Source organism: Shimazuella sp. NTD248 (genome assembly GCF_059510395.1).
The window spans coordinates 46,948-67,139 of sequence record NZ_JCAJZT010000003.1 but is presented as its reverse complement, the minus strand read 5'-3'; the positions used below and the strand labels follow the sequence as shown (position 1 = coordinate 67,139).

The 20,192-nt window shown below is 37.1% G+C and carries 20 protein-coding genes; 8 read left to right on the top strand and 12 right to left on the bottom strand.

Annotated features, from left to right (window positions below; genetic code table 11):
- Positions 1-59 precede the first annotated feature (59 nt).
- Complete coding sequence (gene ytaF / locus AC5WOE_RS07560; RefSeq protein WP_496049925.1) at positions 60-668, top strand: sporulation membrane protein YtaF; 609 nt, start codon at positions 60-62, stop codon at positions 666-668.
- Here the strand turns inward: ytaF and AC5WOE_RS07555 are convergent, their stop codons facing one another.
- Positions 669-1,358: a GH25 family lysozyme gene (locus AC5WOE_RS07555; protein WP_496052267.1), complete on the bottom strand. Its 690-nt coding sequence runs from the start codon at positions 1,356-1,358 to the stop codon at positions 669-671.
- Positions 1,359-1,876: 518 nt separating this feature from the next.
- Here AC5WOE_RS07555 and AC5WOE_RS07550 point away from each other — a divergent pair.
- Entirely contained in the window at positions 1,877-2,380 is a 504-nt protein-coding gene (locus AC5WOE_RS07550) for a DUF4309 domain-containing protein (protein WP_496049923.1), read from the top strand.
- A 146-nt stretch (positions 2,381-2,526) separates the two neighbouring features.
- Here AC5WOE_RS07550 and AC5WOE_RS07545 read toward each other — a convergent pair whose 3' ends face one another.
- The gene (locus AC5WOE_RS07545; protein WP_496052266.1) at positions 2,527-4,356 is read right to left on the bottom strand and encodes an ABC transporter ATP-binding protein; all 1,830 of its coding nucleotides are present in this window, start codon (positions 4,354-4,356) and stop codon (positions 2,527-2,529) included.
- A gap of 329 nt (positions 4,357-4,685) precedes the next feature.
- On the opposite strand from AC5WOE_RS07545, the gene AC5WOE_RS07540 reads away from it, so the two are divergent.
- On the top strand, positions 4,686-5,747 hold the full coding sequence (locus AC5WOE_RS07540) for an acyltransferase (protein WP_496049921.1): 1,062 nt from the start codon (positions 4,686-4,688) through the stop codon (positions 5,745-5,747).
- A gap of 166 nt (positions 5,748-5,913) precedes the next feature.
- Here the strand turns inward: AC5WOE_RS07540 and AC5WOE_RS07535 are convergent, their stop codons facing one another.
- The 4 genes from AC5WOE_RS07535 to AC5WOE_RS07520 all read right to left on the bottom strand — a co-directional run bounded on the left by AC5WOE_RS07535 (position 5,914) and on the right by AC5WOE_RS07520 (position 7,642).
- Positions 5,914-6,045 (bottom strand): MerR family transcriptional regulator, encoded by a 132-nt coding sequence (locus tag AC5WOE_RS07535; protein WP_496049978.1) that lies wholly within the window; start codon positions 6,043-6,045, stop codon positions 5,914-5,916.
- 23 nt (positions 6,046-6,068) lie between these two features.
- On the bottom strand, positions 6,069-6,122 hold the full coding sequence (locus AC5WOE_RS07530) for a hypothetical protein (RefSeq protein ID WP_496052491.1): 54 nt from the start codon (positions 6,120-6,122) through the stop codon (positions 6,069-6,071).
- A gap of 489 nt (positions 6,123-6,611) precedes the next feature.
- Entirely contained in the window at positions 6,612-7,034 is a 423-nt protein-coding gene (locus AC5WOE_RS07525; protein ID WP_496049976.1) for an NUDIX hydrolase, read from the bottom strand.
- On the bottom strand, positions 7,031-7,642 hold the full coding sequence (locus tag AC5WOE_RS07520; RefSeq protein ID WP_496049920.1) for a histidine phosphatase family protein: 612 nt from the start codon (positions 7,640-7,642) through the stop codon (positions 7,031-7,033). The genes AC5WOE_RS07525 and AC5WOE_RS07520 overlap by 4 nt, the downstream gene beginning before the upstream one ends.
- Before the next feature lie 332 nt (positions 7,643-7,974).
- On the opposite strand from AC5WOE_RS07520, the gene AC5WOE_RS07515 reads away from it, so the two are divergent.
- Positions 7,975-8,637: a hypothetical protein gene (locus AC5WOE_RS07515; protein WP_496052265.1), complete on the top strand. Its 663-nt coding sequence runs from the start codon at positions 7,975-7,977 to the stop codon at positions 8,635-8,637.
- 43 nt (positions 8,638-8,680) lie between these two features.
- Here AC5WOE_RS07515 and AC5WOE_RS07510 read toward each other — a convergent pair whose 3' ends face one another.
- Positions 8,681-9,376, bottom strand: coding sequence for a DnaD domain-containing protein (locus AC5WOE_RS07510; protein WP_496049918.1), 696 nt, complete (start codon positions 9,374-9,376; stop codon positions 8,681-8,683).
- 28 nt (positions 9,377-9,404) lie between these two features.
- Positions 9,405-10,694 carry an asparagine--tRNA ligase gene (gene asnS / locus AC5WOE_RS07505; protein WP_496049917.1) on the bottom strand — a complete coding sequence of 430 codons (1,290 nt, stop codon included), beginning with the start codon at positions 10,692-10,694 and terminating at the stop codon, positions 9,405-9,407.
- Between the two features lie 131 nt (positions 10,695-10,825).
- Here asnS and AC5WOE_RS07500 point away from each other — a divergent pair, with 131 nt between their 5' ends.
- On the top strand, positions 10,826-11,986 hold the full coding sequence (locus AC5WOE_RS07500; protein WP_496052264.1) for a CapA family protein: 1,161 nt from the start codon (positions 10,826-10,828) through the stop codon (positions 11,984-11,986).
- Between the two features lie 31 nt (positions 11,987-12,017).
- Here AC5WOE_RS07500 and AC5WOE_RS07495 read toward each other — a convergent pair whose 3' ends face one another.
- The 3 genes from AC5WOE_RS07495 to AC5WOE_RS07485 form a co-directional block, all read right to left on the bottom strand.
- The gene (locus AC5WOE_RS07495; protein ID WP_496052263.1) at positions 12,018-12,926 is read right to left on the bottom strand and encodes a cation diffusion facilitator family transporter; all 909 of its coding nucleotides are present in this window, start codon (positions 12,924-12,926) and stop codon (positions 12,018-12,020) included.
- 100 nt (positions 12,927-13,026) lie between these two features.
- Entirely contained in the window at positions 13,027-15,126 is a 2,100-nt protein-coding gene (locus AC5WOE_RS07490; RefSeq protein ID WP_496052262.1) for a heavy metal translocating P-type ATPase, read from the bottom strand.
- Positions 15,119-15,484, bottom strand: a complete 366-nt coding sequence (locus AC5WOE_RS07485; RefSeq protein ID WP_496049913.1) for an ArsR/SmtB family transcription factor — start codon at positions 15,482-15,484, stop codon at positions 15,119-15,121. Before AC5WOE_RS07485 ends, AC5WOE_RS07490 begins: the two co-directional genes overlap by 8 nt.
- Before the next feature lie 166 nt (positions 15,485-15,650).
- Here AC5WOE_RS07485 and AC5WOE_RS07480 point away from each other — a divergent pair, with 166 nt between their 5' ends.
- Both AC5WOE_RS07480 and AC5WOE_RS07475 read left to right on the top strand, forming a co-directional pair.
- A complete protein-coding gene (locus tag AC5WOE_RS07480; protein WP_496052261.1) occupies positions 15,651-16,814 on the top strand; it encodes an iron-containing alcohol dehydrogenase in 1,164 nt (387 codons plus the stop codon).
- Between the two features lie 232 nt (positions 16,815-17,046).
- Positions 17,047-17,937: a metallophosphoesterase gene (locus AC5WOE_RS07475; protein ID WP_496052260.1), complete on the top strand. Its 891-nt coding sequence runs from the start codon at positions 17,047-17,049 to the stop codon at positions 17,935-17,937.
- Between the two features lie 278 nt (positions 17,938-18,215).
- Here the strand turns inward: AC5WOE_RS07475 and AC5WOE_RS07470 are convergent, their stop codons facing one another.
- Positions 18,216-18,404, bottom strand: a complete 189-nt coding sequence (locus tag AC5WOE_RS07470; protein ID WP_496052259.1) for a hypothetical protein — start codon at positions 18,402-18,404, stop codon at positions 18,216-18,218.
- Positions 18,405-19,534: 1,130 nt separating this feature from the next.
- Between AC5WOE_RS07470 and AC5WOE_RS07465 the strand changes: the two genes are divergently transcribed.
- The gene (locus AC5WOE_RS07465) at positions 19,535-20,176 is read left to right on the top strand and encodes a YczE/YyaS/YitT family protein (protein ID WP_496049910.1); all 642 of its coding nucleotides are present in this window, start codon (positions 19,535-19,537) and stop codon (positions 20,174-20,176) included.
- Positions 20,177-20,192: the final 16 nt, after the last annotated feature.

The following is a 20,192-nucleotide window of genomic DNA, read 5'->3' as shown; positions in this document are numbered from 1 at the left end:
CTTTTATTAACCATTGCATATCCTGATACAAATGTCCAGAAACCCAGGAGGTGTTGGATATGCAATGGTTAACCATTATGTTGATTGGAGTTGCTGCAAATTTAGATAACCTTGGTGTCGGTGTTGCTTATGGTGTGCAAGCTACTAAGATTCCCATAAAATCTAATATAATCATCGCCATGATCGGGGCGATGATTACTTATTTTTCGGTAACGGTCGGAAGTTTGATTGGTGCTTATATTGATCCGAATATAGCACATATAGGAGGTGGAACAATCCTTTTTGCTTTAGGAGCATGGACAATATGGAACGACTGGCAACGGATCATGAAATCCCATCAAAAAACAGAACAAGGGAACTATCTTCAACAAATTTTAGATAATCCAGAAAGAGCAGATACAGATAATAACAAAGTCATCTCATCAACAGAATCTTTCCTATTAGGCTTCGCTCTTTCCTTAAATTGCTTTGGAGTTGGAATTGGCGGAGGAATCACTGGTGTATCCCCTTTGTGGTCTGGATTAGCAGTAGGATGTATGTCCTTTTGTACGATGATGATCGGAGTTCATATGGGATTTCGTTTATCGTATTCTTGGCTTAGTAAATTTGCCAGCTCTATAGCAGGAATGTTACTTCTTGGTATGGGATTATGGGAAATCTTTATGTAATCACTTTAAATGCTGTAATTCTGTGAGTTCACCATTGTATACATTTATATCTACAAAACTTGCTATACCATCGACATGCCCTCGATTGTGATATTGCCATAGTATCCATTTACCCTTATCTATCGAGGGATATTTCCAAATGTCTCGAATCCATATGTGATAATCTTCAAAGTAATGTTCCATGTATGTATGATAGGTTGCATATGTTACATAAACAATTGGCTTTTTATGATATGTTTTTTCCAATTCCTTAAGCATTGCCTGCAAATTTTCTCTTACTTTCTTTTTGTCATGATAGAGAGCTATCTCTACATCAATCACTGGAGGCAAACTATTCGACTGGGCAGGCACAATATTCTTGAAATGAGTTGCTTGCTCCGTTCCACTGCTCTGCATCGAAAAAAAATGATAGGCACCAGTTAGAATCTTTTGCTTTTTAGCTTCTTTCCAGTTATAAATAAATCGATCGTCTACATAATCCTTGCCTTCTGTTGCTTTTATAAAGACAAAATTATATTTCCCCACCTCCTTTACCTGCTTCCAATCAATCTTTCCTTGATGATGAGATACATCCAATCCTTTCACTTCATAACCTACCGTAAAAATAGAGTTATGCCAGATAACACCATAGTACTCACTAATTCCAAATCCTATGATGAATAGGACAAAGATGCTTAGATAGCGAATCATTTTCTTCCTCCAAACTTCTCAAATTTTATTTCATCTAGATGCATTATACCTCTACTTTCGAATGCTATTTTTTGCATGCACACAAAGTGAAAGATAGATCTTTATTTATCCATTTTAAATGTTTCCAATTTAAATCCCATCTCGATTCCAGCGTTTCGGTAAATCAAAATATTAAAATCATTCTTCTGCTTACAACAAGGTCTTTAAGGCCGAATTCAACTCTTAGGGTTAACCTTCCCTAAGTTCACCTAGAAACCTTTCTGACGCGGTAGCCAAGCAATCGGCGGATAATAGTTTAAATATTATGAATAAAATGAAGTAACCTATTACTCTTATTCGTGAAATGTCAAAGGTTACATAACACTGATTATTGGATGGAAAAATAGTTTGAACAATAAACATTTTCTTTTCAAAAAAGCGGAAAATTGCTCTCCTATTTTTACCCTTTTTCTATTTTCTCACATCTTTATAATAAGTATTGTATCAAGCCTATTCACTTCTTTGGAGGTTTTCATATCATGAACAAATCAATTAAAACTATTGTTGCCACTACTTTCACAGTTGGAACTCTATTAGCTGGCATATCTCAAATCAGCTATGCCTATGCATCCCCTATCACATCCACCCACCAACAAAATACACAACAACAGAACCATCAAAAATTAATTAAACAAACGAAGCAATTAGCTACGGAAGGAAAAGTTATCAATAGTGAATCCTTTGGCCTTGGCTCTACTCGAAGCGCAATCGTAAAAAAATGGGGTAAACCTGAAGAATCTGATGCAAACACATTGTTTTATGTAAAAAGAAAAATACAGTTTGAACTAAAAGCAAATAAAGTAACCTCTGTTGATAGTTTGGATAGAAAATTTCAAAACATTACAGAAAAAGAAGTGAGACAAGCACTAGGAAAACCAAATAAAGTGAAACATTATGAAGATGGAACTGAAGTCTATTACAAAGCTGGTAAACATACTCTGCGTTTTGTATTTGGCACAAATGTCGATGTTATTGTCGACTAAATAGGTTTCATCTTATCAAGCGATTCATATTTGAATCGCTTTTTTCCATTGTGATAAATGTGTTCGCCCCCACTGATTAACACCAGCGGGGGCGGAAACAGGTTACGGCGATCCGAACAGTGTTCTAATCAAGCCTATTTACCTGTTCATTTATTCAGGAACAGCTTCCGTGCCAATGAAGTAAGAATGATCTGGATCACGGTAAGCCTTCCCATTTGCTCTTTCCAGAGCTTGTAGAACAACCCCTTCCTTTGCTTGAGAAGTTCTGGAAGGGTGCCGATCTGCACAATCTCTCCATCGGCCATCACAATCACACGATCCACATCTCGAATCGTGGAGTAACGGTGAGCGATGATGATCTGTGTCTTTCCCTTGAGTCGTTTCTTGAGATTCTTCCTCACCTGACTTTCGATAATTGGATCAAGTGCAGACGTAAACTCATCGAAGATGAATACCTCTGCAAACTTCCTCAATAGCATTCGGGCAACATTAAAGCGTTGCTTCTCGCCGCCAGAGCCTCTAACCGTTTTCGCTAGGAAACGTCTGTCCCTCACCTTGAAACCTGCACAGGCAAGCGTCTCAAGGAGTTTTTCATCGGTTGCATCAGGATCTGCAATTTTCAGATTATCGACTAGCGAACGGTCGAGCATTCTTGTTTCCTGGAGACAAAAAGCAAACTTCTCCCATAGTGACTCCAAGGAGTATTCCTTGATCGAAAGACCATTGATCCGAATTTCACCTGACATCGGTTCGATTAGCCTAGCAAGCAGATAAATCAAGGTAGTCTTTCCACTACCCGACTCACCTACGAGAGCAATCTTCTCACCGTAGTGAATGGTGAAGGTGACATTGCGAATCACTGGCTTATTACTACCAGGATATGCAGCTGTCACATTCACAAACTCAATAGTCTCTACTCTTTCGAGAGGCTTCGCATTTGGTACAGTTTCGATCTCTTCTTCATGAAGGAACTCATCGCAACGCTCCAAACTGGGAGTCAGTTCCGATACAGAGACAAAACTGCTAAAGAAAAACTGTACCCCAATTTCGAACATGGAGGTGTAAGAAAGGAATTGAAACGCTTGACCAAGCGTCAGAATGTGGAGATAGAACATTCCAATGAGAAGAACCATCCCACTCATTACCATGTTTGACAAACTGGAAACGAGTGTAATTCCCTTGAATGCTGTCCACATTGTCTTAACCCGGAGAACCTGATATTCCATGCGACCACGGTCAAAAGCCTCTTTTTCACGCTTCCCAGCTCCAAATAGCTGAAAAAGAGGGAGCTGTCGAACAAACTCTACTGTCTGTCCTGTAAGCTTGGTCTGATATCGAAATAGCTGTCTGTTCAACTGAGTGTACTTTTTCAGTACAAATCCTACCAGCCCCATCGTCCCCAAACCCGCAATACACATACAGGTAATCAAGGGGTTCATCTTCCACATCGACCACAAAGCGATGAAGCTGAGCAAGCTAGTCAGCAGTTCTGGGAAGAAAGTAGAGACAAATTGGGAGACCTCGTCGGTCCAACTTACTAGACTGCCAGCTAGTTGGTGTTCGTTTCTCGTTTCACACTCATCAGAATTTCCGCTTGTCTTCTCCTCAAGATCTTTTTGAGCAAAGATCTTGAGGAAAGACACATCCTGAAACTTTTCCCAAAGAAACCCTTGCAGACCCATGTCTACATCTGTAGTAAGTTCTTCTCTCCATTGTTTCTCAATGGTCAAAAAAAATTTATTGATCGTACCATAGAACATGAAAATCAAAATCCAGATGATGGTCATGTTCCCATAATTCTGCTTTTCTCCAGCCCCATCGATCAATTGCTGCATAGCAAAGGGGTACACGAGGTCGAGCAGTGAATCGACAATTACGCACACTAGCAGAAGGAAAACAATCCGCTTTCGTTTTTTCACAAGCTGCCAAGCTAGTTGCCTTGTTGTACTTCGGAAGAACTGTTTGAGACTCTTCACTTAGACTCCTTGGCCCATAGTTGGAACACTTACTTACAAGTATACATGTAATGTTCTCTTGAGGTTAATTTCAATTCGGTTAAATTTCACTCTTCTGCCCTTTATTTCGATTTTAAAAATATATTCACATTCCAAATGAAAATCAAAAAATCCTCTATTTTCTTCTTTATACTCCTATTTTCACACCTTTTCATGATGAAATGATTTTACAAATCTATTTGTCTATTTATTCATAATATGTTAGGTTCGTAACTAACTCATTCAATCATACAAAAGAAGTTGTTATTTCCTTTTGTTAGAAGTGAATATTGTAAAAAGGTGTGTGTCTGTTGCAGAAAAGTAATTACCTCTATGAGATTCATATGATCAGAGCCATCTCTTGCCTTATGATCCTAGTCATCCATGTAACAGGTTCCTATTATTACATTCACGATCAACACCATGTATGGTACACTTCCTTTTTCAACCAGATCAGTCGCTATGGAATTAACTTGTTTATTATGATTAGTGGTTTTCTGTTGTTCTACCACAAAAAACAAAAAGGTTTTGATGCAAAACATTACTGGAAATCAAGAACGAGTAAAGTAATCATTCCTTTTGTTGCCTTTACCATTTTCTATCAAATCATTACTGCACTCTATAACGGATATAGTAATTTTACATTTTCGATCGATTATTTTTACTCCATGATCTACCTTGGAAATGGATTCTATCATCTGTGGTTTTTTTCATTAATATTGCAATTTTATTTGGTATTTCCCCTCTTTCAGAGATGGTCAAATAGCAAAAAACAATGGAACATCATGTTAGTTAGTTCGATCTTTGTTCAACTTATTTTCTTGAAAATAGTGCCCCTCTATTTCCATTGGGAAAAAGTATATCTCTTTAATTGGATCTATTATTTTATTTTAGGAGGATATCTCGCACAGTATTGGATACCAATACGAGACTGGATACAATCCCATCCGAAAACAAATCTTGTTCTTGCTTCCTTGGTTATGGCGGATGGGCTTTGGTCGTTTTACCGTATCCAAACAATTGCTGAATATCGGCTAGAAAATATGATCAGTGTCCCTCTTCTTTTCATAGTACTAATAGGGATATATCCAATAGTCAGGCAGTGGAAAGCTGTAGATAAGACGTTAACTTTTATCGGGGAGTACTCGATGGGGATCTATGTAATGCATCCTCTCTTTATCTATTACGCTACTTTTATGCCAAAATTCTTTTGGAATCCAACGTCTATTTTCTTTACGTTTCTCTTTTATTTACTAGTCAGTATCCTTTCCTTGAAACTGTTTGAAAAGGTACCCTATTATCAATACGTTATCCCGATTCCAAAAGTAAAAAATCAAATAAAAAACTTGAATACCCAAACGGAATCGAGCTAACAAAATAGGAAAAAACGAGTATAAGGGTTATCTTATACTCGTTTTTCTTTTCTACTACTTCCTAATATCGATTGATATAACTCTACTTTCCCATCTAACATTTGAATGTAAGATAGTAACTGATCTACTTGTGATTGAACATTTTCCTTTTGCCTGATTAGTAAGGTTACCCTATCCTCATTGGCTCGTCTCCCATCACAAGAAGAGAGACAAATTTCTTAATTTCTTTTACTCGCATACCGGTTTCCTTCAAACAACAAATAAACTTAAGAACTTCAACATCTTCAGGTTCATAAATACGGTTACCACTCTCGTTTCATTTCACATGGGCATAATGCCTTCTTTTTCATAATATCGCAAGGTATGGATAGACAAACCTATGTTTTCTGCGATCTAATCAATGGTAAAACCCATCTACTCACCTCATAGTTCCTGCTTCAGTATAGAGCCTAGAGTTAACTCTAGATCAAACGTTTTTTGCAATAAAAAAGCCACCTCCTAAGAGATAGCTCTGATGACTTATCTAATCTCACTGCACTTTCTATATTTTTTTGTACAGTATAATTGGAAACGCTTTTATTGTAGTATGGTTTATATCGGAAATTAAGTTTTTATTGCAAACTTGTTTGCATATAATAAATTAGAAATCAATGATAAATATCCAATTCCATCCTTTTTCTGAACAAATATGCGTTAATTTACCATCCCCTAGAGTAATAATTAGCCCCAGTCAATGATGGATTTATAGGTGCATTTTTTCCATCAATCTCTCTCATCTTGGTCAGTAAAAAGGAAAAAAGCCCTCACCTAAAGTGATGGACTCCTTCCCTCTTTTTCTTATTGTTGTATTTCCATTTTATAAAACTATGTATGAACACTAAAATAAAATACTACTATAAGTTCTGATGGTAAAAACTTGATTTCTGATATTTCTTTATCTAATGGTTTTAAGTCAGTTCGATCACCATGAAAAAGCACATGAAACATAGTAGTTTCCTGTCTTTGATAACCAATTGACTCTGCTGTCTCCTTAGAAAAACGAAAAGTAATTGGTGTAAAGAATTGTTTTGCAATCGTAAAATCAGTTGAACCGATTTCCTCTGACAATTCTCTTTGTAGGGATTCTTCTAATGTGAGTTCTTGTTCCAAAGCTCCCCCTTTTGGAAAATCCCAATACCCTTTTATTTCCTTTGAACCTTTTATCCTATCCATCAACCTTACTTTATGAACCAGTAACACATCGTTATTTTGGGTAACTATTGCTCCAACTGCTTTTCTTTGTCTTATCCTAATCGCTCTCCTTCAAAAGATAGATGTACTTCATTTGGAGTAAATTCTAAAATGAAAGAACTAGTATTATCATAATTAGGACTATCCCACAATGTCGAAAGGTCTCCACCTGAATAAAAATTGAAAAGTGTTTTAATTACACATGTATCCGTTACAAGCAAAATAGTTTCTCCTACGTGTCTTTCTACAACAATTTGAACAAACGGGATCACTCTTTCTTGCACATCTATAAAAGTTTCTCCCTTACTTTCTTTTGCTTCATACTCATTTGGTTTTTTCCAAAATAAATGATATTCATCTGGGTAATTAAGTTGTATATCACTTAAGGTACGACCTTCCCAATCACCAAATGACATTTCCATTAAATCATTTGTTCGTTTTAACTTGATTTTACGATTATGTAATATATAAGAAGCGGCATCACAAGCTCTTTTACTCTCACTTGAGTAAATACCATGAAAATGAATATGTTCTAGACGCTGTGCCAGCGTTTTCGCCTGCTCTATCCCAACAGATGTGAGCGGTGAATCTTTCCTTCCTTGCATTTGTTGTTTTATATTCCATTCAGTTTCTCCTGACCTTACAAAAAACAGTGTGGTATTCAAAACGAAACCGTACCTCCTTAATCCATATTCATTCCTATTTTACAATTTGACAGAATAATATTAAATAACAAATAGTAACAGAATAATATTTTTCGTTAATCTAATTACTTAGACAAACAACAGCAATTCACAAGTAAATAGAACATCTACCTTTCAACTCGAAATAATCCCAATTAAAAATATCTACAAGAGGATAAAATCCTATTTATTACATTTATCCCTTTAAATTACCTGTTCGGATGAACTTTTTTCTATTATCATAGTTAAATACTTCCGCATATTTTTTTCACAAAAATCCAAAAAGCAATAAATAGTCATCAAAGGAGGAACGCATGGAGGAAATAGGGAAAGGGCTGAAAGCTCTCGTACGAGGCATAGTATTTGTGATTTATTTTCCATTTTATTTGATTTATAAAATCTTGGAATGGATATGGATTTACCTTCTATCTATCCCTAGTCAATGGCTATGGGTGAACATACTGGAACCAGTTCTTACATTCCTAATAAAATATATCATTGGCTATCCTTTGTATTATGTCATTTGGTTGCCAATGAATTGGTTATGGAACTACGTGATATCTCCCATTGCCATGTTTATATGGCGATATTTATTTGTTTGGCTTTGGAAACACATTTTATATCCGATCTTATATTACCTCATTATTTTTCCAGTTACGTGGCTTTGGAAACACGGAATTTACGCTATTCTACGCTGGATATGGTATGAAATAATCGTTGTAGTTACCCGTTGGGTGAGTGCAGCTATTTCTTGGATTTTTCGAATGCTTGGGCAAGCAGTGTACTATGTACTCTGGATACCACTAAAGTGGATTACAGTTAACTTAATATGGATTCCTCTAAAGTGGATAAGTTTGCACCTAATATGGATACCATCTCGTTGGGTATACCTTCATATCATTGCCCCTCCATTCCGCTGGTGGCATTACCATGTATGGAAACCTACAGCTAAATGGTTTGGAGATATTTTTGAATAACGCGATAAACCCTCCATAAAAAGTTTATGGAGGGTTTATCGCGTTAACCTTCTAACCAATTGTAAAAAGTAAACTCAGAAGTGGAACGTTTTGGTTTAGCTGGAACTTCCTGTTGTCTAAATCGTTTTGAAAACTCCATAGCTTGTTCCACAGTATGAATTTGGTGCCTTTCCCATTCCATTAAGATTCGATCCATATACCGAATGGATAATTTATCACAATAAACAGTTTCCCTGAGAGCTGCTTCAATCAAATCTTCAGGATAAAAATCTTCATCTAGCCATTTAATGATATGCTCACATTCATTTGGAGAAAGAGGTCTTCCAAACTCCTGCTCTATCAAATGAAATAAGGTTTGATAGTGCTCGTTTGAATCTACTTGTACTACCTCTTCATCCTCTTCTTCGAGCATAGAAACAAGTCTTTTATATATCAAGGAGAGATCATATCCTTTTTCTCCCCTTGAACCAATGCCAACCCAGCCATCTTTCGATAATTTAGCCACCATATCTGCTATTTCTTGTATGGTTAGATTCATTCGTTGTGAAAGCTCTTGAAAAGTCGGTGCTGCGATTTTCTCTTTTTCTTGAAAAATAAGGAGCTGTGTTAACAATAGAACCTCTGTCTCTCGTAAACCAAGGCGTTTATATTGAGTAAACAAAGCAACTGGTAACGTTATCGTACCCTTTTGGAGAAGCTGTACCAAAGTGGTACGCATCTTATCGTTGTTTCCCTTCATTTGCAAACCCCTTGTCGATAAAATCAATTTATGGATACATGCGATTGAGCATACGTGGGAAAGGAATGGTTTCCCTTACATGTTCCAATCCACATATCCAGGCCACTGTTCTCTCTAATCCCAATCCAAAGCCGGAATGTGGAACAGACCCATATTTTCTCAGATCCAAATACCATGCATAATCTTGTGCAGAAAGATCATGTTCTTTGAAACGCTCCTCCAAAAGTTCAGGGTCATCGATACGTTGACTACCGCCAATTATCTCTCCATAACCTTCTGGTGCAATCATATCTGCACACAGTACTACTTCTGGTCGATTTGGGTTCGGTTTCATATAAAATGCTTTGATATTAGTTGGGTATTCCGTAATAAAAACAGGACGATCAAACTGTTCTGCCAATAATGTTTCGTGAGGAGCACCAAAATCATCTCCCCAAGTAAAATCTACCCCTGCCTTTTGTAGCCTCTCAACTGCTTCATCATACGTAATGCGAGGGAAAGGAGCTTTGATATTTTCTAACTTGCTGATATCTCTTCCTAGTACCTTTAATTCCAGCTTGCAATTTGCTAGCACAGATTGCACAACATGTGTCACCAGCTTCTCTTGTACTTCCAAGTTCCCCTCATGATCCACAAAAGCCATTTCGGGCTCAATCATCCAAAACTCAATAAGATGTCGGCGTGTTTTGGATTTTTCTGCACGGAAAGTAGGACCAAAAGAATATACTCGTCCCAACGCCATAGCAGCAGCTTCCATATATAACTGGCCACTTTGGGTAAGGTACGCATCTTCATCAAAATATTTCGTGTGGAACAAATTGGTAGTTCCTTCACAAGAAGAAGGCGTTAATACAGGGGGGTCGACTAGGCTAAATCCATCTGAATCCAGAAAAAACTGTATAGATTGTATGATCTGGGCACGTATTTTTAAAATTGCTCGCTGTCTTTCTGAACGAATCCACAGATGTCGATGGTCTAATAAAAAATCAACACCATGTTCTTTTTTGGCGATGGGGTATTCTTCCGCAATATGTATAACCTCAATATTCGTAACATCTAATTCAAAACCTGATGGTGCACGATCGTCTTTTCTCACTTTTCCCCAGACATATAGGGAACTCTCTTGAGTCAAATTCTTTGCCTCTTCCCAGATTGAAGCATCAGCTTGACTTTTCACCAAAACACCTTGGACTGTACCTGAGCCGTCTCTCAATTGTAAAAATTGAATTTTCCCACTGGAACGGCGATTATACATCCAAACTCCCATTTTTACTTCTTCATCTATATGCTTATGTAGATTTGCAATAGTTGTTAACATCCAACAATCCTCCATCCGATTCATTACATTAAGCCTAATTATACTATTTTCACAAACAGACAACAACGGGACAAATTTTGCTCTTTTTCTGATAGAATATCGTATAACAGTAATAGCAATATTTTTGGAGTGTGATTCTGCTGAAAAGATCCATCGTAATTGTATCCATATTGGCCTTATTTCTCCTTTTATCTGCATGTAAATTGGTGCACGTACATAACACCGACGAGCAGAAACAAAAGAAGCCAACACCACCTCCACCTGCTAAAGTAACAATTGCAGCGATTGGAGATGTGATCATGCATGACTCACAAATTCAATCTGGAAAAACAACCAGCGGTTATAACTTCCGTAAGTTTTTTAAAGCAGTACAACCATACCTATCAAATTCCGATCTAACAATTGCTAATTTTGAAATGACTTTGGCTGGAACCCGCAAAAAATACAGTGGATATCCAAATTTTAATGCACCTGATCAAATTTTAGATGCCTTAAAATATTCTGGAGTAGATATTCTCACTACTGCGAACAATCATGCAAATGATACAGGTGAAAAAGGTATTATACGCACTTTCTCTACCATTAAAAAGAATGGGTTCCTGCTTACAGGAACAGCACCGTCAGAACAAGAGCGTAAAGGTGTTATAGTGGAAAAAAACGGAATAAAATTAGGGTTTCTCGCTTATACAGAACGCACAAATGGTTCTGTTCCTAAGGGGAAACCTTATCTCGTGAACCTGATTGATCCCATTAAAATTGCTAAAGATATCAAACAACTAAAACAACAAGGTGCGGAATATGTAATTGTCTCTTTGCACTGGGGAACAGAATTTCAACGAAATCCAAATGAAAAACAAAAAAAGACAGCTTTAAAAGTACTTCAAGCTGGAGCAGATGTAATACTCGGAAGCCATCCCCATGTTCAGCAACAAATAGAGAAATTGATGGTAAATGGTCAAGAAAAACTTGTTGTATATTCGATGGGAAACTTTATTTCTAATCAGTCTAGACCTTATACGGACGAAGGTGTTATCGTCTATTTAGACATCATGAAAGATGCAAAGACAGGAAAAATAAAACTCACAAACACTTCTTTTCTACCTACTTTGGTCAACAAATACAAAAAAAGCGGTAAAACAGAGTACACAGTTGTACCTTTACCTACCAAAACCGCTGGAAACTTAAAAGCATATCCAGGGCTGACCAAAAATAAATGGGAGACGTCTTGGAATGACGTAAAGTCTATTATAACCAAGAAAGATAGCTTTCCCATACTAGCACCTAAGCGATAAAAAGAGCTGCAAACGCAGCTCTTTTTATCGCTTATTTTTGAGATTCAGGAGTATCTGAAAACCAAGGATTTAAATGAACTAAAACTTCTTCCACTTTTGGATTTTCTTTAATAATTGATGCTTTGATTCTTCTACTGACATCATGACCTTCTTTCACAGTCAAATGATTTGGCACACTCACTCTTATATCCACAATAATATAATGACCAAGATCTCTGGCACGGATTCGATCGATTCGTTTTACTTCAGGAATTTTCTCGACGATATGATGAAAATGAGATAACTCATTCATTGGTACATTTTGTTCCATTAAAATACCAATTGATTCTTTTGCCATTCCATATGCTAACTTCAAAACAAAATATGATACAATAATGCCCGCAATCGGATCACCAAATTGCAATACTTGTATAGAAAAGGCATCTCCCAACAATCCGGCTCCAATACCTACTATTGCAGCAAGAGATGCATAGACATCTGCTAAATGGTCTTTCGCAGTAGCGATTAAGCTTTTACTGTTCGACGATTTCCCTAATTGAATACAGTACAGATACAAACCTTGTTTCCAAACAAAGGAAACAAATGCAGCAACTAAAGCAATCAAACTGGTTTTAACAGCCTGCTCAAATAATGCAACAATAGAGTGATATACCATATAACAAGTAGCTACAGCCAGGATAATTGCCACAATAAATGAAGCGATTACTTCAGCTTTACCGTGTCCATAAGGATGATCTTCATCAGCAGGCTTCTTGGAAACCATGGAAGAAGTCAAAGTAGCGACTGTTGCAATAACATCACCAGCATTATGAAGTGCATCTGCTATAAGAACTTGGCTCCTTGTATACATACCAACGATAAATTTAACAATTGCTAACAATACATTGCTAATCAAACTCACCCAAATTGCAAATATACTTGATTTCCATGCCAGTTTCATTGATTAAACCTCTTTCATTTTCATCTCTCTCAGTCAAATCAGTTGAAAATGCTTCCTAAAAAGTAGAGGTTATATACTAGAAGTTCGGTTAGGAAATCAACTATTTCCCACGTAAGAGACGAAGTGCATTGAAGGTAACCAGAACAGTTGCACCCATGTCGGCAAACACCGCTAACCATAGAGTAAGCATCCCTGGTATAATGAGAAGCAATGCAAGTAATTTTAAACCTAATGCCACCGTAATATTCTGTCCAATTATCCGCTTGGTAAATCGGCTTAAACGAATAACAAAGGGCAGCTTTTCTAAATCGTCTGCCATCAATACCATATCTGCCGTTTCTAGAGCAGTATCTGAACCAGCCCCACCCATTGCAATTCCTACATGCGATACTGCTAATGCTGGGGCATCATTTACTCCATCTCCCACCATAGCTACAGATTTACCTGTATCTCGCAAACTTTTGAGATATTTTTGTTTGCCTTCTGGCATTAAATCTGATTTAACCTCCTTTATTCCCAAATGATGTGCAATTCCTCTGGCAGTTTGCTCGTTATCTCCAGTAAGCATAACAATATGTCCAACACCAACTTGATTTAATGCTTGGATCACCTGTTTGCTCTTCTCTCTGACTTGATCTGCAATGGCAAATCCACCCAAAATTTCATTTTCTGTACCTAATAACACCACCGTTTTCCCCTGTTGTTGATAAGAAGAAATTTTTGAGATGACTTCTGGTGTCAATTTATTCTCAAACCAAGAAGGACTTCCTATGAAATGCCGTATCCCATAAAGGCTTCCCTCAACCCCTCTTCCCGTATGGGATTGAAAGGATTCTATATTTTCTTTTGGAATGATATGATGTTCATTCGCATAACGGGTAATAGAAGCAGCGAGAGGATGTGTAGAACCACTTTCTAAAGTAGTGGCGATTTCAAGAACCGATCTTTCATCCCTATTACTAAACGATAGATAGTCCGTAACCTCTGGTTTTCCTCGAGTCAATGTACCAGTTTTATCAAAAGCTACCGTTTGTATGGTACTTAATTCTTCTAAATATACTCCACCTTTGATAAGCACACCATTTCTAGCCGCATTTCCAATCGATGTAACGATGGCAACAGGTGTGGAAATTACCAATGCACAGGGACAACCAACCACCAGTACTGTTAATCCTCGATAAATCCAAGTAAGCCAATCTCCTTGAAATAGAGGGGGAACAACTGCTAATAAGATAGCGAGAACTAAAATCGCTGGTGTATAATATTTTGCAAATTGATCAATAAACGCCTGTGATGGTGCACGATTTGCTTGGGCTTCTTCTACTAACTGTATAATTTTTGATAAAGTAGTGTCCGTTGCTTTTTTGGTCACTTCTACCTCTAGATATCCTTCTTCATTTAACGTTCCAGCGAATACCTCGTCCCCTAATTGTTTGACTACTGGAATAGACTCACCAGTTATCGCAGATTGATTAATAGATGAAACTCCTTTGATGACTTTACCATCAATTGCTATTTTTTGTCCTGCCTTAATAACACAAATATCTCCTACTTTTACATCAAGAATAGGGACACACTTTTCTTCTCCATCTTTTTTTATCCATGCTTCTTTTGGTGACAAATCAACCAATGATCGAATAGATTTTCTTGCTCGATCAAGAGAAAAACGTTCTAGCGTTTCACTTATTGCAAATAAAATAACAACAGTAGCACCTTCACTCCATTCCCCTATAGCAAAAGCACCCAGAATTGCTATGGTCATTAAAGTGGTCATATCAAATCGCAGCTGAATGAAATTTTTAAGACCTTCAACAAAAAGTGTACTTCCTCCAACCAATGCAGCTAAAATATAGAATAAGATGCCAAACTGATTTTGCTCCCCATCTATCATATGAGTAATAAATCCGCTGAGTAAAAAAATAATAGATAGGAGAAGCTGTTGGTATTGTCTTTGTCGATACCAAGCTTTTTTTTCAAATTCTTCATGTCTGGGAACCAATTGTAAATGGTCAAAGGACCCTGCTTTTTCTAAGTCTCGAATCGTTGCAATCCCGCATACGGTTAGGGTAGCAGCTCCGAAGTTAACTTTTGCTTCTGAAACGGTTGAAATTCGGTTGACATTATCTTCAAACTTTTTGGCGCAAGAAGAACAACTCAATCCTTCTATTCGGTATACTGCTACTTGCTCATCTCTACCCATTACATCTTCCCTCTTTTCGATGGATAAAAGCTATTTCCACCATTTGTTTCACATGATCATCATCTAGCGAATAATACACCATCTTTCCTAACTTGCGATGTTTTGCTAAGCCTTTTTTACGAAGAAAACGTAGATGATGGGAAGCTGTAGCAACAGAAGTCCCTATTGCATTTGCAATCTCACATACACATAACTCCTCCTCTAAAAGCAGTGCATAAGCAATTTTCAACCTATTTTCATCTGCCAATGCCCGATACAATTCTGTTGTTCCTTCAAAATCCTCCTGTTTTAGCCGTTCAGAAATCTCTTTTACTTTTTCACTTTCTACACAAGGAGTAGAACAAACATCGTTATCCAATCAAATGACCCCTTCATTCAAATACTTGTTTGAATATTATTGTAATCTCCTTCTTTGTATACGGTCAAACGAACTTTTGAATAAATTATGAGTTATCGTTTATTTTTGTTCCCTTCCTGGGTACGATATAATTAACCCATATAAATGAAAGAGGTGACCAACATAAATGGAACCATTTATTTACCAAAACCCTACCACATTAATTTTTGGTCGTGGTCAATTATCTCATCTATCTAATGAAATAAAAACTTATGGTACAAAGGTACTGCTTGTCTATGGTGGAGGTAGTATCAAACGAAATGGTCTCTATGACCAAGTACAAGAACAATTAGCAAAAATCGATGCTTCTGTTTTTGAACTGAGCGGAGTAGAGCCAAACCCAAGACTTTCCACTGTACAAAAGGGTATTGATATATGTAAAAGCGAAAAAATTGATTTTATTTTAGCTGTTGGTGGAGGCAGTGTCATCGACGGGACAAAAGCGATCGCCGCAGGTGCTAAATTTGATGGTAATATATGGGATATCATCACAAAAAAAACACATGCCGCAGATGCATTACCATTCGGTACTGTCTTAACACTTGCTGCAACTGGTTCGGAGATGAATGCAGGATCAGTCATCACCAATTGGGAAACACAAGAAAAAATAGGCTGGGGTTCTCCTCATGTATTTCCACGGTTCTCCATTCTCGATCCAGTACATACTTTCTCTGTGCCACAAAATCAAACCGTTTATGGTGTTGTAGACATCATGTCACACGTATTGGAACAATATTTTAGCGATTCACCTAATGTTCCATTAAATGAAGGATTTTCAGAAGCAATCCTACGCACCGTAATGGAAGCAGCACCAAAAGCAATCGAGAATCCAGAAGATTACGAGGCCAGAGAATCGATTCTTTACTGCGGTACAATGGCTTTAAACGGAACACTCAGTATGGGGATGATAGGAGATTGGGGAACACATCAGATTGAACACGCAGTTTCAGCTATCTACGATATTCCTCATGGCGGTGGACTTGCCATCATCTTCCCGAATTGGATTAAATACAATCTAGATTCTACTGCTCCGAAAATGAAACAACTGGCAATTCGTGTCTTCGGAGTTAATCCTGCCAATAAATCCGATCTTGAAATAGCCCTAGAAGGTATCGAAAAACTCCGTGCTTATTGGAACAGTATTGGAGCACCGAGTCATCTAGCAGATTATGAAATTAATGAAGAACGACTACAAGATATGGCCCAAAAAGCTGCGCCAAATGGCACCACAGGACGTTTTAAACCCGTTACCCAGCAAAATGTGTACGAAATTCTAAAAATGTGTTTGTAAAGAAAAATACAATTATCTAATTAGTAAAGAGATGCTACTATCCCCAAAAATGTCGAGAGATATTTGTTGGTTAACAGTAGCATCTCTTTATTTCGTTGATTGATAAATTCCACTTAATCCGAGTATTCCTAATTTCCTGCTAACAGCTACTATTTTGGGATTTTATGACGTAATACCCGTGTAACATTCATAACCTATAGTAGTATCTACTAAAGCGAGGTCAAGCAGGAAAATGAATCTAAAACCCACCATACACAAAACAACAAATCAAAATATTAATCGTAGAGACTTTATCAAACGAAGTTTTTATTATATAGCAGGAGTAATAGGTATTCCTACTTTGACAGGTGCATACTCCCGATGGATTGAACCATATCAATTGGAAACAACCAAAATCGATATTACTCTTCCACACTTGCCCACCAGTTTTCATAATTTTACCATCTGTCACTTTAGTGATCTACACTTGGGCTTTCATCTTGAGATAGACGATCTATCTCCCCTCATCTACGCTATTCAAAATGAAGTACCTGACTGTATCTGCTTCACAGGCGACTTATTTGATGAAGCTCCAAGTAAGATCATAAAAACGACAAAGCTATTGTCTCAAGTAGAAGCTCCTTATGGAAAGTATGCTGTTTTAGGAAATCACGATAATTGGTCCAATCAGCTATCCGTTAAACGTGTTTTGAAAAAAGCCGGATTTCAACTTTTGCTAAATGAACATATATCAATAAATAGACATACCGATAACCTTTATATCGCTGGAATTGATGATCCTTGGGTTGGAGAGGCAGACATACAGAAAGCATTACGTGGTATTCCAAAAGATTCTTGCACTATCCTTCTATCCCATGAGCCGGATTTCGCAGATGAATTTTATCACTATCCTATCGATTTACAACTATCTGGACATAGCCATGGCGGACAAGTCCGAATCCCTCTAATAGGAGCTCTTTATACGCCTCCATATTCACAAAAATACCCCTATGGTTTAAATAGAGTTAAAGATAGCCACTATCAAGTTTATACGACAAGAGGTATTGGACTAACTCGCGTGCCTATCCGTTTTCATTGTAAACCTGAACTTACGATAATTACATTAAAATGTACTGCAAACTGAGGAGAAATAATACGAAAAGCAGAGAAGTACGCATCTTTTGCATAAATATATTTACCCTTGATCGTAACCTATCAGCAGAGCACCGTGCTCTAATCCATTACTCTAGTCATAGCAAACATTCATCTATGATGATGATTACTTCTTTTCCATAAAGAATTTTCTCTAGTATAAGTACTTTAACTGCTTTTGCGCCAGCTTTATCATTATCAAAAGCAAATACTCATTCGGTGTGCTCTTCATGGCATACCAAACTTCATCTATGGTCAACTAGAAGTGTATTAAGTCAAAGGATCTAATCGGAACAAAAAAATGGCGATAATGGTAAAAAATATAGTTCCAATAATAAACAACAAAGCGACTCCGATTGATATCTTAGAAAGAATAACGGAAGCTTTTGAATGCTTCTCTACATTTGTCCAAATAAGAAAAATCAGAAGAAAACTAGCAAATAATACACCCATAATCAATTTTTTTCACTTCCTTTGGAGTAGAGTTGACTTAACAAATTTGTCGGAACACCCCAACTTTAAGTAGTTCAGGAGATATAGCTAAATCAGTTTTTTCGAGTGTAGCACAAAAATTAATCAGAATAATCATTATTATACGAATCATTCGAACTGTAGTCGTCCTTTGGGATCGAGGAGAGTAATTGTACCCTTTAAATCGGCTTTTGTTTTCTAGAGTTTTATACGCAATATAAGCACAATAAGCCAAATATCCAAAAACAAAGGCTAAAAAAATAACTAGAAAAATATCACACAAATGCATATTCTGACATCCCTTTTTGTTAATTCTATTATAATTTGATTTTATTCAAAAAAACATTTTTCTTATTGTAAGAATTACCGAATATTTCCCATATGGAAGCTTGGGATACATCTACATCTCACTCTAATGGGCTTTTTGGGTTTGTCGCCTCAAGGGTTCAAGCTCCAATGAACCAGCACCTTTGACGAAAGAATGAGGCTGACAACATCTGAATTCTGCTCTTTCATCGGGGAATCTCTCTGTGTGGTCACTGGCGATAACAGTACTTACATCATGGTGTCACTCTTACAGAAAAATACCTAGCAAACTTTACAAATTCACAGAGCACTTAAAGAACTCCATATCTTCACTCATGTCTGTTTTCCCCTTCAACCTGTTCTTCTCCATCTGCTGTTCACATTCCACACATACAAAGCAGCCATTTATCATGACATATTTGTTTTCATCTTCATCGCATCAGTTCTTGCAAATCGCACATTGAAATACCATTAATTTTTTGGCCAATCCTTATCATCTATAATCCCACTACTTTTACAATCCATATAGTACCTTTAAAATCCTATTTTCCCATACGTTAAATTATCCAAAATATGTTGACAAGTAACCTTCCTTATATAAAAATAGCATAGATAATTTAAAACTAAAATAATTCCATACAAAAAGCGATTGTCCTGTACAAAAAGTATCATTCCCCTTGTGACAGTTCAACAAGTAACAAAATACTTCAACAGAAGAAAGCAGCTCACCATTCATTTAAAAACAGAAATAGTATTTGCTCAATCACCTCCCTACACCTTTAGAAAAGATATTCATGAAGGGGAAATTCATTATGAAAAAAAAGTTTTTGCTTCATCCAATGTTGGTTCGCTATGGTATGTTCATGCTCGGATTGGCAGTCATGGGATATGGAATCGGCATGATGATTGAAGCTAATTTAGGTGTTGCTCCATGGGACACACTGCATATCGGATTACAAAAGACGTTTGGACTTACCATCGGGATGTGGTCGCAAATCATGGGAGCCATCATCATACTCGCGACTTATTTCATTGGTAAAATCAAGCCAAATATAGGTATGTTTTTAAACATGTTTTTCTTTGGCGTGTTTATAGACTTATTCATGTGGTTAAAATGGCTTCCTTCTGGAGAGACCATCATCGAACAAATCTTCTTGTTTACTGCTGGTTTGCTTATTTATACATTCGGTACGGGTATGTACATCTCACCACGAATCGGGGCAGGACCACGCGATAGCTTTATGTTGGTCTTACATGAACGAATGGGCTGGAGCATCAGCAAAACCCGAATCGGAATTGAATGCACAGTCACATTGCTGGGCTTTTTGTTTGGAGGACCAGTTTCTATCGGTACACTGCTAACAGCACTGACTATTGGACCTTTGATCAAACAGTTTATCCCTCTGTGGGAACGAATGATGGCTAAAACGTACGGCACGAAGTTAAGCGATTAGAATGCAAAGTGAACAA